We start from the raw sequence: 13312 nt of genomic DNA, 5'->3' as shown, positions 1-13312 counted from the left end.
TCAAACATCAATCAGACGACTGACCTGTTGCGAATCGATAGTTGGTATGAATCCAGAACCCTGCTGGTGCGCGAGCCACATTCGAGATAGCTCAACGTCAAAATGCCAGCCGTGGGCTTTCAACAGCGCGAGCGCCGTACCGGTTACTCGATAGTGTCCACACCTCGGGCAGGCTCTTTCTTGGTAGTCACCGCCAGCATCAACTTCGGCCGAAGGCTCGTCGCAAATCAAGCAAGACATGAACTTCTCCTTTTGACTTATCTCCCAACTGTAGCCGATCCCTGCCAACACTCCACTAGCCACGAATTACCTAGCAAAGGACGTCAGCGACGACACCGAATCATCGCCGCGATGTAACTGGCGATTCGGCCGGGCGAAAGAAGAAGTCCAGCTATTCAGAAGTTATCGGTTTAGAGCTACTCGGCAAACGATCAGATCGACCTTCGGAGACACGATGCAGTAAAGCAACGTTGTAATCGTAGGTCGATATCAACGGCGCTGGCTCCTCGCGACGAGCCATTTCAAGCCATTGCCTTGTTCGTTCAATGTCAAAGAACCCACCCTTGAACCTCATCTTCGCAACAAGGTTCGCTGAGACTCTAAAGCGTCCACATCCGGCCGAGCATTTGACCTCAGACCAGCATCCTTCCATGTGAACAATTTTAGAAGCAGCCTGACAAATTAAACATTGCATGTCCGATCTCCATTTCGATGACGTATCTACTGTAGTTCAGCTTCGGCAACGGCCAACCCGACCTCAGCTACCCTTCTTCGACGCGATGACCGCAAACCTGCGCGCCGACCACCACACCGTCACCAATCCCGCCGAGCTGATTTCGAGCGTGGCACCGCCGAGCGTGACGCCCTGCAGTTGCGTCTGAACGCAGCGGATCAACGGATTGGTGAGCTGAGCGTCATTCTCTGCGTTTATTGCGCTGAGAGCCCTTGCAGCTCAACGGCCTCGAACAGATAACCCTGCAGCTCCCGCATTAAGCGGAAGTAATAGAAGCTAGCCTCCGCTTCCGACTTGGTTTCAAAGGCTTCCGCCTCCTCGGGCGTCTTGCAGCGATAACGAAAACCATCGCGGTCTATTGCCTCGCCAAAGAAGGTAGCTCCGCACGGGCTTGTAAGCATTACTACCCAAGCCATATTTGCCCCCTAATGAGATTCCATTAGCTTTGCTTCGCAGCGGTCCACAGCCATTGACGAGCAGAAAACCATTGGACGGTTGAGTACCACATCGCCAGATGATTCATGCCGGGTGACCACCGGTCAGCATTAAATTATCTCGTCCCCCTTCAAAGTCAGCCGCTATAGCGGCAAGGACCCCCTATGCTCGATGCAAACATTCACCGCTCATTGAACACGCTCACTGCAAGCCAGATGGCCAAGCTGCTGGTGCTGCACCACGGAATCGATGCTTTCGGCTACAAGTACGACAGCCCGCGCGTTGCACCGAATGGCCTCGTTACACTTGAAGATTTGGCGTCCATGTCCGGCGAGGATCTGGATCAGCTTTACGATGAGAGTTCGCACGATGACGCGGTCAACGAGGTGCGTTTCAGCGCAGTGGAGGTCACCGGAATTCCGTCTTGGTGCCACTACAGTTGGGGGCGCAACTACGACGTCGATGTGAAGGCCTTCATCCTGCCCGATGGCCGTGCTATCGCCTTTTGTGAGATGAGCGGCGGCGGCAAGCACGGCGAGCCAGACGCCTACCCATGGGTTGAAGAGGCCAAATTCATCAAGGTCGCCGGCGTCGAAGAGCGCGTCATCAAGACTTACAAGTTTGAGGAGATTCCCGAAGCCTCAGAGGTGACGCCATGATCGCCCTAACCTGGTTCACCTACGTCTACTGCTCCAAAGTTCGGCGGCCATGAGCCGGTTGGTCAGCATCCGCACCGAGGAACTGACCGGCCCGGAGCTGGACTGGGCAATTAACGCGATCGAGGGTGATCAGCAGCCCACCGCCGGCCAGCTGGATCTCTTCGCCCTGCCCGACGCCGACCAACTGATCACGAAGTACGGCGTCTGGCTCGATGTTGGCCACCGTCAGCCTTGGCTGGCCGACGTCACCAAAAACCCGTTCAACCGGCAGCCCGGCGAAACCCGAACCATTGCAGTGTTCCGCGCCGTGGTTTTCGCCAAGCGCGGGGCGACCGTGAAAGTCCCCGCTGAACTCATCCAGCAGTAACCCCTCCCCCAACTCAACAGCCTGCCGGTGTACGGCGGGCGAGGTATTCACATGTCTGAGAAAAATATCAAAGCCATCATGGAACAGGCCCAAGTGTTCGCCAGTAGCTGGTCAATGGTTGGCGGCCCGTTTGCCGCAGACGATCAGCTCGAACGCGCCGAAGAAGAGAAGGCGGAACTGAAGAAGCTGGTCACCGGTGCGCTGGAGGGATCGGTGAACGCCCCGCAGGACGTCGGCGAAATGATCGAGTCGTTACTGGCCTGGCACAAGCGACAGGCCGAACAGCTGGAGGTCATCAGCGACAACGCAAAGGAAGGCGTGACGCTTCAGCTCGGTATCGAAGACCCCGTCGAGATCGTTCTGACAAAAGACATGGCCAAGGGATTGAAGATCGGTCTGGTGCTCGCCCTCGAACGCCTCGGAAAACTGCCGATCAGCGTCAGCCATAACGGCGATGACGACCTCGATCTGGATGACAACGATTAACCGATCACCACCTTCTGCCGCCACGCGCGGCATGGAGCATCACCTTATGGCAAACGCCACAGCGGCAAAGGCCAGCAGCATTCAACCGCGCTTCATCAGGTTTGGCGATGCTCCTGGTTACCTCGGCATGTGCCGGGACGAATTCAACAAAACAGTTCGCCCAAGCGTTCGGGAATTCCCGATCGGTAAACAAGGGGTGGCCTTCGACCGGATCGAGCTTGATGAATGGGCGGACGCCTATGTCGAGCGCAAGTCGGTTGAAAAGGCGGCGAATCAGGACAACAATCACCCCCGCAGCGAGCGCCAGGGTGAAGCCAAAGGAGGCAAACCATGGCGAGAAAAGCGATCTCCGGTCTCTACCAGAAAGGTGGAGTCTGGCAAATCGACAAGGTTTTCCGAGGTGAGCGACTTCGAGAAAGCACTGGAACTGGTGACAGGCAAGAAGCAGAGCAGTACCTGATTCATCGCCTCGAGCAGCTTCGGCAGCAAAAGGTGTATGGCGTGCGCCGAACCAGAACTTGGGAAGAAGCAGCAACTAGGTTTTTGATCGAGAGCAAGGATCAGCCGTCAATCAAACTGACGGCGCACCACCTGAAGCACTTGCACCCTTATCTCAAAGACCTGCCATTGACCCACATCGATGACCAGGCACTTGAGCCGTTCGTGAAGGATCGTTTGAAAGGAATGGTGTTGCCGTGCGGGAAGCAATTAAAGCCGGTGGCACCTCGTACGATCAACATCTCAATCGAACGGGTAATTCGGGTTCTTTCGCTTTGTGCAAGGAAGTGGCGGGACGAAGAGCGCAGGCCTTGGCTTGATTCGGTGCCGATGCTTGCGAAGCTGGACTTAAAGAAAAAGGTTCGCGAGCCCTACCCAATGACATGGGACGAGCAGTCGATCCTTTTTGGAGAGTTGCCGGCGCACCTGCAAACGATGGCCTTGTTCAAGGTGAACACAGGATGTCGCGAGCAAGAGGTCTGCAAATTGAGGTGGGACTGGGAGATATCAGTGCCAGAGCTTGGCACCAGCGTGTTCCTGATTCCGTCAGACTTCGGCGGGCGCAACGAGCGATCGGGCGTGAAGAACGGCGACGAGCGATTGGTCGTGCTCAACACCGTGGCCAAATCGATCATCGACAAACAGCGAGGCCTGAGTAAGGACTGGGTTTTTCCCTACAACGGTAACGCGCTTCATCGCATGAACGACTCGGCTTGGAAAAAAGCGCGGGTGAGAGCGGCGAAACTCTGGCAGGAGGAAAACCTTCGCCCCGCTCACCCAGGGTATGCATCCATCAGGGTGCACGATTTGAAGCACACGTTTGGCCGTCGCCTTCGGGCGGCAGGTGTCACTCAGGAAGACCGAAAGGCTTTGCTGGGACACAAGAACGGCAGCATCACCAGTCACTACTCGGGCGCCGAGCTCGGGCATCTGATTGAGGCTGCAAATATGGTATCAGCAACAGACTCACGCGGGCCGGTGCTGACGATCTTGAAAAGGAAAATTGGATGAAGTCCCGAAAAACTCCCCACCAATGAAAAAGCCCGACTGGCTAGAGTTGGGCTAAGTCATTGAAAAATATGGTCGGGACGGAGTGATTCGAACACTCGACCCCTAGCACCCCATGCTAGTGCGCTACCGGACTGCGCTACGCCCCGACTGATTCTGCATCTCGCTCTTCACCTCGAAGAACGCTCAAGAATATATCGCAAGCTTTTGAAAACTGGAAGTATTCAAACGCAGCTTTTTATTTCTTGAGTACCACCAGCACATCTTCGAGTTCGGCGATCATCTGGCGGATCATTTGCTTGTATTGGGTGGTGTCGTCTTTGGCTTCATCGCCGGACAGGCGCAAGCGTGCGCCGCCGATGGTGAACCCCTGATCGTAAAGGAGCGCGCGGATCTGCCGGATCATCAGCACGTCCTGGCGCTGATAATACCGGCGGTTTCCGCGGCGTTTGACGGGGTTGAGCTGAGGAAACTCCTGCTCCCAGTAGCGCAGCACGTGTGGCTTTACGGCACACAGCTCGCTGACTTCACCGATGGTGAAGTAGCGTTTGCCCGGGATGACGGGTAGTTCGTCGTTATGACTTGGTTCCAGCATAAGCCTCAACTCGGGCCTTCAACTTCTGCCCTGGACGAAAGGTGACCACACGGCGAGCCGTGATCGGGATTTCTTCCCCCGTTTTCGGGTTGCGGCCAGGCCGCTGGCGCTTGTCCCGAAGGTCGAAATTGCCGAAACCGGACAATTTGACCTGCTCGTTGTCTTCAAGAGCGTGCCTGATTTCTTCGAAAAACAGTTCCACCAATTCCTTGGCTTCCCGCTTGTTCAGGCCCAGCTCTTCATACAGACGTTCCGCCATCTCAGCTTTCGTCAAAGCCCCCATACGTCACTTCCTTAACGTGGCGTTCAACCTTTGTTCGAGCGAGGTGAGGATATTTTGCGTCGTCGAATTCACCTCATCGTCATTAAGAGTGCGCGATGGATGCTGCCAGGTCAAGCCAACTGCAAGGCTTTTTCTATCAGGATCAATACCTTTACCCTGATATACGTCAAACAGCCTGAGATCTGTGAGCCATTCGCCTGCATTTTCACGGATTACGTCCAGTACAGCCGAGGCTGCGACGTCTTTGTGCGCGATCAGTGCAAGGTCACGACGCACTTCAGGAAAGCGCGACAACTCGTGGAATTTCGGCATTTTACCGAGCGCCACTTCAGCCAGAACCAGCTCGAAAACGAAGACCGGACGGTCCAGACCCAAGGCTTTCGACAATTCCGGGTGGATGGCGCCGATGAAACCGACTTCACGCCCTTCACGTTCAATGCGCGCGGTTTGACCCGGGTGCAGCGCCGGGTGTTTGCCCGGAGCGAAAGTGAACGAATCCAGCGCGCCGGCGAAGCCCAGCACTGCTTCCACGTCAGCCTTGACGTCGAAGAAGTCGATAGTGTCGCGACCTTGCGCCCAGCCTTCCGGCAGACGGCTACCGCAGACGACACCGGACAGCATCGGCTCTTGCTTCAGGCCTTCGAGCTGACCAACGAAGCGCAGGCCGCTTTCGAACAGACGCACGCGATCTTGCTGGCGGTTCAGGTTGTGCTGCAGCGCCTTGACCAGACCTGGCCACAACGACGAACGCATGGCAGCCATGTCGTTGGAGATCGGATTGGCCAGCAACAGCGGCTCGACGCCCGGGTTGAACAATTCGAACTGCCGTGGATCGATGAAGCTGTAAGTGATCGCTTCCTGATAACCGCGAGCGACCAGCAGGCGACGCAGTTCTGGCAGATCACTGCGCGCTTCAGCCTTGGCTTGTGGCGCCAGACGCGCCTGCGGGTAACGAACCGGCAAGCGGTTGTAACCGTACAGACGGGCCAGCTCTTCGATCAGATCAACTTCCAGGCTGATGTCGAAGCGATGGCTTGGCACTTCTACGCGCCACTGCCCTGCTCCATCAGCAGAAATGTTCAGACCCAAGGCGCTGAGCAGACGCTCGACCTGTGCCGAATCCATTTCCATGCCAAGCATCTGGGTGATGCGCTGCGCACGCAGGGTGATCGGCGCGATCGACGGCAGATGTTGCTCGCTGACGGTCTCGATAATCGGGCCGGCTTCACCGCCAGTGATTTCCAGCAGCAGGCCAGTGGCGCGCTCCATGGCTTCACGGGCCAGCTGCCAGTCGACGCCACGCTCGTAGCGATGCGACGCGTCGGTGTGCAGGCCGTATGAACGAGCCTTGCCAGCGACTGCGATCTGATCGAAGAACGCGGATTCAAGGAATACATCGCGAGTGGTCGAAGAGACACCGCTGTGTTCGCCACCCATTACACCGGCAATTGCCAGGGCACGCGTATGGTCGGCGATCACCAGCGTATCGCTACGCAGGCTGACTTCCTGACCGTCGAGCAGCACTAGCTTCTCGCCCTCTTCGGCCATCCGCACGCGGATGCCGCCATTGATTTCAGCGAGATCGAATGCGTGCAGCGGCTGGCCCAGCTCAAGCATTACGTAGTTGGTGATGTCGACGGCGGCGTCGATGCTGCGCACGTCGGCGCGACGCAGACGCTCAACCATCCACAGCGGCGTTGGCTTGGACAGATCGACGTTACGGATCACACGCCCCAGATAACGCGGGCATGCGGCCGGCGCCAGCACTTCTACCGAGCGAACTTCATCGTGCACGGCAGGAACGGCAAGCACCACTGGACGGGTGACCGGAGCGGCATACAGCGCGCCGACTTCACGGGCCAGACCGGCCAGGGACAGGCAGTCGCCACGGTTCGGGGTCAGATCGACCTCGATGCTGGCGTCTTCCAGCTCCAGATACACACGAAAATCTTCACCCACCGGGGCATCGGCCGGCAGTTCCATCAAGCCGTCGTTGCCTTCACCGACTTGCAATTCGGCTTGCGAGCACAGCATGCCGTTGGACTCGACGCCGCGCAGCTTGGCCTTCTTGATCTTGAAGTCGCCCGGCAGCTCGGCACCAATCATGGCGAACGGAATCTTCAAGCCCGGACGCACGTTTGGCGCACCGCAAACAACTTGAAAGGTTTCCGCGCCATTGCTGACCTGGCAAACGCGCAATTTGTCGGCATCAGGGTGTTGCTCGGTGCTCAGCACCTCGCCCACGACCACGCCACTGAATACGCCGGCGGCCGGCGTAACGCTATCGACCTCAAGACCGGCCATCGACAGACGAGCAACCAGCTCGTCGCGATCTACCTGCGGGCTAACCCAGCCACGCAGCCATTGTTCACTGAATTTCATCCTGCTCTCCTAAGAATTCGTTACGACTAGCGAAATTGCGCGAGGAACCGCAAGTCGTTGTCGAAGAACAGACGCAAGTCGTTCACGCCGTAACGGAGCATGGCCAGACGCTCGACGCCCATGCCGAAGGCAAAGCCGGAGAACTCTTCCGGGTCGATGCCGGACATACGCAACACGTTCGGATGAACCATGCCGCAACCCATCACTTCCAGCCAGCCAGTCTGCTTGCAGACACGGCAGCCTTTACCGCTGCACATCACGCATTCCATGTCGACTTCAGCGGATGGCTCGGTGAACGGGAAGTACGAAGGACGAAAGCGTACGGCCAGCTCTTTCTCGAAGAACACCCGCAGGAATTCTTCGATGGTGCCTTTGAGATCGGCAAAATTGATGTCGCGATCGACCAGCAGGCCTTCGACCTGGTGGAACATCGGCGAGTGGGTGATATCGGAGTCGCTGCGGTACACACGGCCTGGGCAGACAATGCGGATCGGCGGCTGTTTCGATTCCATGGTGCGGACCTGTACCGGCGAGGTATGGGTGCGCAGCAACATGTTGGCGTTGAAATAGAAGGTGTCATGCATCGACCGGGCCGGGTGATGGCCTGGGATGTTGAGCGCTTCAAAGTTGTGGTAGTCGTCTTCGACCTCAGGGCCTTCGGCAATGCCGTAGCCAATGCGAGTGAAGAACTGTTCAACACGCTCCAGAGTCCGCGTAACCGGATGCAGACCACCAGAGGTCTGGCCACGGCCCGGCAGCGTTACGTCAATGGATTCGGCAGACAGTTTGGCAGCCAGTTCGGCTTCTTCAAACAGGGCCATGCGCGCATTGAGAACGCCTGTAACACGTTCCTTGGCAACGTTGATCAGGGCGCCGACTTGCGGACGCTCTTCTGCTGGCAAATTCCCCAGGGTCTTCATCACCTGAGTCAATTCACCCTTTTTGCCAAGGTATTGAACCCGGATTTGCTCCAGGGCATTGATATCTTCAGCGCTTTGCACAGCCTCTAGTGCTTGAGAGACCAGCGCATCCAGGTTTTCCATGTACAGACTCCAGATACAAAATAGGGGAAGAGCTTGAAGGCTCTTCCCCTATTTAAGACGTTTACCACCTGGCCCCACGGAAGTGAGGCCGGGTGATTGTCGGGGGTACTTAAGCCAAGGTGGCTTTAGCTTTCTCGACAATCGCAGCAAACACCGCTTTTTCGTTCACTGCCAGATCAGCCAGAACCTTACGGTCGATCTCGATGGACGCTTTTTTCAGGCCAGCGATGAAACGGCTGTAGGACAGACCGTTAACACGAGCACCAGCGTTGATACGAGCGATCCACAGAGCGCGGAACTGACGTTTTTTCTGACGACGGTCACGGTAGGCGTATTGGCCAGCCTTGATAACCGCTTGCTTGGCAACACGGAATACGCGCGAACGTGCACCGTAGTAGCCTTTAGCAAGTTTCAGAATTTTCTTGTGGCGCTTACGCGCCATGACGCCACGCTTTACACGAGCCATGAGTTACTTCCTCTATTCTTGACTAAAATTAACGAAGGCGCAGCATGCGCTCGACTTTTGCAACGTCCGACGGATGCAGCAAGCTGCTACCGCGCAGTTGACGCTTACGCTTGGTCGACATTTTAGTCAGGATGTGGCTCTTGAAAGCGTGCTTGTGCTTGATACCGTTAGCAGTTTTCAGAAACCGCTTAGCAGCACCACTTTTAGTTTTCATCTTTGGCATGTTCGGTACTCCGCATTCAGTTGATAAACATAATCAGAAGGCCTGCCGTGCCCTATTGATTACTTCTTCTTTTTCGGGGCGATGACCATGATCAGTTGGCGTCCTTCCATCTTAGGATGCTGTTCGACCGAACCGTACTCGAGCAAGTCACCTTCAACTCGCTTGAGGAGTTCCATCCCCAGCTCCTGGTGGGCCATCTCACGGCCGCGGAATCGCAAGGATACCTTGGCCCTGTCCCCATCACTCAGGAAACGTACCAGGTTGCGCAGTTTTACCTGGTAATCCCCTTCCTCCGTCCCTGGACGAAACTTGATTTCTTTAACCTGAATCTGCTTCTGGTTTTTCTTGGCCGCGGCAACCTGCTTCTTCTTCTCGAAGATCGATTTGCCGTAGTCCATCAGTTTGCAAACAGGGGGTACTGCATCGGCGGAAATTTCCACCAAATCCAGTTTGGCCTCTTCAGCCTTAAGAAGCGCGTCTTCAATTGACACAATCCCAAGCTGTTCACCTTCAGCCCCAATTAACCGAACCTCGCGTGCCGAGATATTCTCGTTGATCGGGGCTTTCGGTGCAGCTCGTTTATCTTGTCTCATTTCACGCTTAATAGTAATTACTCCGAATCTGGGCGACCACGCCGGGAAACCGCTTGCGCGAGAAACTCAGCGAACTGGGCGACGGGCATCGAGCCCAGGTCAGCACCTTCACGAGTACGCACAGCGACAGTCTGCATCTCGACTTCCCGATCCCCGATAACCAAGAGATAGGGAACCTTGAGCAAAGTATGCTCGCGGATTTTAAAGCCGATCTTTTCATTTCTCAAGTCAGACTTGGCACGAAATCCGCTTTCGTTGAGAGTTTTTTCAACCTCGGCGGCAAAATCGGCCTGTTTGTCAGTGATGTTCATGATCACTGCCTGGGTCGGAGCAAGCCACGCAGGGAATGCACCCTCGTAGTGCTCGATCAGGATTCCGACGAATCGTTCGAAGGATCCAAGGATCGCCCGGTGCAACATTACCGGGTGCTTGCGACTGTTGTCTTCGGAGACGTATTCGGCTCCCAGACGGATAGGCAGGTTAAAATCGAGCTGCAGAGTACCACACTGCCAGACACGGCCAAGGCAATCTTTGAGCGAGAACTCGATTTTCGGACCGTAGAACGCACCCTCACCCGGCTGCAGATCGTACGCAAGGCCCGCACTGTCGAGGGCTGCGGCCAATGCAGCTTCCGCGCGATCCCACAATTCGTCGGAGCCAACGCGTTTTTCCGGACGAGTGGACAGCTTCATTTCGACATCGGTGAAGCCGAAGTCGCGATAAACGTCCATGGTCAGCTTGATAAACGCAGCGGACTCGGCCTGCATCTGCTCTTCGGTGCAGAAGATGTGAGCATCGTCCTGAGTGAACGCACGCACGCGCATGATGCCGTGCAGCGCACCCGATGGCTCGTTACGGTGGCAAGCCCCGAATTCGGCCAGACGCATCGGCAGTTCGCGGTAGCTTTTCAGGCCTTGATTGAACACCTGCACGTGGCACGGGCAGTTCATCGGCTTGATGGCGTAGTCGCGATTTTCCGACTGAGTGGTGAACATGTTGTCGGCGTAGTTGGCCCAATGCCCGGATTTCTCCCAAAGGCTGCGGTCAACGACTTGCGGCGTCTTGATCTCAAGGTAGCCGTTGTCACGCTGCACCTTGCGCATGTACTGCTCGAGCACCTGGTACAGAGTCCAGCCGTTCGGGTGCCAGAACACCATACCCGGGGACTCTTCCTGAGTGTGGAACAGGCCCAGGCGCTTGCCGATCTTGCGGTGATCGCGCTTTTCGGCTTCTTCAATACGCTGGATATAGGCCGCCAACTGCTTCTTGTCAGCCCATGCAGTGCCGTAAACGCGCTGCAATTGCTCGTTTTTGGCATCGCCGCGCCAGTAAGCGCCCGACAGCTTGGTCAGTTTGAAGGATTTCAGAAAACGAGTGTTCGGCACGTGCGGGCCGCGACACATGTCGACGTATTCTTCGTGATAGTACAAGCCCATGGCCTGCTCGTTCGGCATGTCTTCGACCAAACGCAGCTTGTAGTCTTCGCCGCGAGCCTTGAACACTTCGATCACTTCGGCGCGCGGAGTGACTTTCTTGATGACGTCGTAATCTTTCTCGATCAACTGCTGCATGCGCTGCTCGATGGCAGCCATGTCGTCCGGAGTGAAAGGACGTTCGAAGGCGATGTCGTAATAGAAGCCTTCGTCAATGACCGGGCCGATGACCATTTTAGCCGTCGGGTACAACTGCTTGACCGCATGGCCAACCAGGTGGGCGCAAGAGTGGCGAATGATCTCCAGCCCCTCTTCATCCTTTGGCGTGATGATTTGCAGCGTCGAGTCGCTGTCGATGATGTCACTGGCGTCGACCAATTGGCCATTGACCTTGCCGGCCACAGTGGCTTTGGCCAGACCAGCACCAATGGATGCGGCGACCTCGGCTACGGAAACCGGATGATCGAATGAACGTTGACTGCCGTCGGGAAGAGTAATAGTTGGCATGGCGCCTCCTCTCCTAGTGGTGACCCCTACCAAAGGTCACGTGGGTTGGGATGAGCCAGTACAAGATCCGATCCAGGCCATTCAATGACGAACGCCTGCCTTACAGCGGCAGGAGCCTTGCGGCCAACCGGAAAACCGAACCAGAGTGACTGGGATTCAAATCGGGAATTTTCGTGCGCCGCCGCTGCCGGGACCAAAGGTCATCCGAAGCCTGCAAACGCCCGAGTCGGGCATGCTAGCACAGATGAACGGTCGCCGATGTACTCTGGGCTTGCCGTGAGGCAAATCGTCCGTTTTATGCCAGAGTGCTGAACTTGATTGGCCATTCAGCCATCAGATAACAAGACATTGACCCACAAGGAGCATCCTTCCATGCGTCTGAATAAACTGTTCGCAGTAGTCGCCCCTATCGTTCTGCTGCTGCCGTTGAGCGCTCACGCAGACTGGCCAAAGGGCGAACGTGAGAAATACATGGCGCAATGCTCGCAGGCCGCGACGCCTCAGATCGGCGCTGCAGCGGCGAAGGCTCACTGCGCGTGTGGCGCTGATGCCATCAAGTCTTATCCGGCGAGTGACATTCAGGCTTTGATGGACAACAAGGCAACGCCTGAACTGCAACAGAAAGCACTGGGCCAGATTGCCAAATGCAAGGCCAACACCCCGGCGAAAAAGTGACAAAAAATTCATTTTGGGCCGGGTTTAACCTGAGAAAAAGCTGCTGATTTGAGCTTTTCTGATCGATTTATGCAGGTTTTACAGGTTTTTTTATAGTCTTTACTTTTGGATGAAAGCCTTTTAAACCGGGGCTTTCAGACGAAAAGCCTCGTAAAGAAAACACGACTGATTGGCAAACAGCACGTCCGGGGGGTTACAAAGTGAACATTTCGACTATGATATCCCGGTGTGCCCAGTTGGCCTGAGCAGCACAGTACTGAAAAATATATGTTTCTTGGAGATACACCATGTCTAATCGCCAAACCGGCACCGTTAAGTGGTTCAACGATGAAAAAGGCTTCGGCTTCATCACTCCTCAAGGTGGCGGTGACGACCTGTTCGTACACTTCAAAGCTATCGAAAGCGACGGTTTCAAAAGCCTGAAAGAAGGCCAGACCGTTTCCTTCGTGGCTGAGAAAGGCCAAAAGGGTATGCAAGCAGCACAAGTTCGCGCAGAGTAATTTCTACGCGCACTAAAAAAACCCCGTCCATGTGACGGGGTTTTTTATGCCTGCAACAAAAGCTGCCGGCTATCAGCCGCAGTTGACGCGAGTAACCACCAGACTGTTGTCGGTATTCAGGTTCAAGCGATCAGAGCGGTATTCCAGAGTGATCATGTCATCCGGCTTGAGGAAGCGGGCGTTTTGCGCGCCGGCCTTGGCGCGGGCCTGCTCCAACAGGGCGGGCGAAGCTTTCTTGCCAATGGCGAACTCCGCAGCCGTTGCTTCACAGCGGCTATGACCGGCTTCGGTCGCAACAGGATCCTTTGCCGACTCGCTGGAGGTTGTGCTGCAACCGGCCAACATGGCAACGGCCATTAGTGCACCCAGTGATGCGAACTTCAAAGGCATGAAGCCTCCTTGTTTTCAAATAGTTAGCTGAGATCG

At 56.0% G+C, this 13312-nt stretch carries 18 protein-coding genes and 1 tRNA gene; 7 read left to right on the top strand and 12 right to left on the bottom strand.

Annotated elements, in window-relative coordinates; translation table 11 throughout:
- Both ACA061_RS09690 and ACA061_RS09685 read right to left on the bottom strand, forming a co-directional pair.
- Positions 1-240 (bottom strand): hypothetical protein, encoded by a 240-nt coding sequence (locus ACA061_RS09690; protein WP_402804549.1) that lies wholly within the window; start codon positions 238-240, stop codon positions 1-3.
- A 687-nt stretch (positions 241-927) separates the two neighbouring features.
- The gene (locus tag ACA061_RS09685) at positions 928-1149 is read right to left on the bottom strand and encodes a hypothetical protein (RefSeq protein ID WP_497301264.1); all 222 of its coding nucleotides are present in this window, start codon (positions 1147-1149) and stop codon (positions 928-930) included.
- A gap of 183 nt (positions 1150-1332) precedes the next feature.
- Between ACA061_RS09685 and ACA061_RS09680 the strand changes: the two genes are divergently transcribed.
- From ACA061_RS09680 to ACA061_RS09660, 5 genes are read left to right on the top strand one after another with little or no spacing between them, the layout of a single operon-like run.
- A complete protein-coding gene (locus tag ACA061_RS09680) occupies positions 1333-1827 on the top strand; it encodes a hypothetical protein (RefSeq protein ID WP_497301263.1) in 495 nt (164 codons plus the stop codon).
- Between the two features lie 49 nt (positions 1828-1876).
- Positions 1877-2194, top strand: a complete 318-nt coding sequence (locus ACA061_RS09675; protein ID WP_497301262.1) for a hypothetical protein — start codon at positions 1877-1879, stop codon at positions 2192-2194.
- Between the two features lie 51 nt (positions 2195-2245).
- Positions 2246-2680 carry a hypothetical protein gene (locus tag ACA061_RS09670; protein ID WP_497301261.1) on the top strand — a complete coding sequence of 145 codons (435 nt, stop codon included), beginning with the start codon at positions 2246-2248 and terminating at the stop codon, positions 2678-2680.
- Positions 2681-2726: 46 nt separating this feature from the next.
- The gene (locus ACA061_RS09665) at positions 2727-3140 is read left to right on the top strand and encodes a hypothetical protein (RefSeq protein WP_224450796.1); all 414 of its coding nucleotides are present in this window, start codon (positions 2727-2729) and stop codon (positions 3138-3140) included.
- On the top strand, positions 3026-4189 hold the full coding sequence (locus ACA061_RS09660) for a tyrosine-type recombinase/integrase (protein ID WP_497301915.1): 1164 nt from the start codon (positions 3026-3028) through the stop codon (positions 4187-4189). The genes ACA061_RS09665 and ACA061_RS09660 overlap by 115 nt, the downstream gene beginning before the upstream one ends.
- A 69-nt stretch (positions 4190-4258) precedes the next feature.
- Here ACA061_RS09660 and ACA061_RS09655 read toward each other — a convergent pair.
- From ACA061_RS09655 to thrS, 9 genes are all read right to left on the bottom strand, one after another.
- Positions 4259-4335, bottom strand: a tRNA-Pro gene (locus tag ACA061_RS09655).
- Between the two features lie 89 nt (positions 4336-4424).
- Positions 4425-4781, bottom strand: coding sequence for a MerR family transcriptional regulator (locus tag ACA061_RS09650; protein ID WP_003179985.1), 357 nt, complete (start codon positions 4779-4781; stop codon positions 4425-4427).
- Positions 4762-5064, bottom strand: a complete 303-nt coding sequence (ihfA, locus tag ACA061_RS09645; RefSeq protein ID WP_002553164.1) for an integration host factor subunit alpha — start codon at positions 5062-5064, stop codon at positions 4762-4764. Before ihfA ends, ACA061_RS09650 begins: the two co-directional genes overlap by 20 nt.
- A 3-nt stretch (positions 5065-5067) precedes the next feature.
- A complete protein-coding gene (gene pheT / locus ACA061_RS09640; protein WP_210555610.1) occupies positions 5068-7446 on the bottom strand; it encodes a phenylalanine--tRNA ligase subunit beta in 2379 nt (792 codons plus the stop codon).
- A 26-nt stretch (positions 7447-7472) separates the two neighbouring features.
- The gene (gene pheS / locus ACA061_RS09635; RefSeq protein ID WP_003226365.1) at positions 7473-8489 is read right to left on the bottom strand and encodes a phenylalanine--tRNA ligase subunit alpha; all 1017 of its coding nucleotides are present in this window, start codon (positions 8487-8489) and stop codon (positions 7473-7475) included.
- A gap of 109 nt (positions 8490-8598) precedes the next feature.
- The gene (gene rplT / locus ACA061_RS09630; protein ID WP_042558693.1) at positions 8599-8955 is read right to left on the bottom strand and encodes a 50S ribosomal protein L20; all 357 of its coding nucleotides are present in this window, start codon (positions 8953-8955) and stop codon (positions 8599-8601) included.
- Positions 8956-8983: 28 nt separating this feature from the next.
- The gene (rpmI, locus tag ACA061_RS09625) at positions 8984-9178 is read right to left on the bottom strand and encodes a 50S ribosomal protein L35 (protein WP_002553160.1); all 195 of its coding nucleotides are present in this window, start codon (positions 9176-9178) and stop codon (positions 8984-8986) included.
- Positions 9179-9237: 59 nt separating this feature from the next.
- Positions 9238-9789, bottom strand: a complete 552-nt coding sequence (gene infC / locus ACA061_RS09620; protein WP_176469887.1) for a translation initiation factor IF-3 — start codon at positions 9787-9789, stop codon at positions 9238-9240.
- On the bottom strand, positions 9789-11711 hold the full coding sequence (thrS, locus tag ACA061_RS09615) for a threonine--tRNA ligase (RefSeq protein WP_042558692.1): 1923 nt from the start codon (positions 11709-11711) through the stop codon (positions 9789-9791). The genes infC and thrS overlap by 1 nt, the downstream gene beginning before the upstream one ends.
- 372 nt (positions 11712-12083) lie before the next feature.
- Here thrS and ACA061_RS09610 point away from each other — a divergent pair, with 372 nt between their 5' ends.
- Both ACA061_RS09610 and ACA061_RS09605 read left to right on the top strand, forming a co-directional pair.
- On the top strand, positions 12084-12386 hold the full coding sequence (locus ACA061_RS09610) for a hypothetical protein (RefSeq protein WP_150601462.1): 303 nt from the start codon (positions 12084-12086) through the stop codon (positions 12384-12386).
- Between the two features lie 287 nt (positions 12387-12673).
- Complete coding sequence (locus ACA061_RS09605) at positions 12674-12886, top strand: cold-shock protein (RefSeq protein WP_007905882.1); 213 nt, start codon at positions 12674-12676, stop codon at positions 12884-12886.
- Positions 12887-12958: 72 nt separating this feature from the next.
- On the opposite strand, the gene ACA061_RS09600 is transcribed toward ACA061_RS09605, so the two are convergent.
- Positions 12959-13276, bottom strand: coding sequence for an I78 family peptidase inhibitor (locus tag ACA061_RS09600; protein ID WP_150601461.1), 318 nt, complete (start codon positions 13274-13276; stop codon positions 12959-12961).
- Between the last annotated feature and the right edge of the window lie 36 nt (positions 13277-13312).

The sequence above is a fragment of the Pseudomonas sp. LBUM1668 genome, assembly GCF_059695715.1.
Note: the sequence above shows the minus strand (reverse complement) of the source record. Positions and strands in the feature narration are given on the sequence as shown.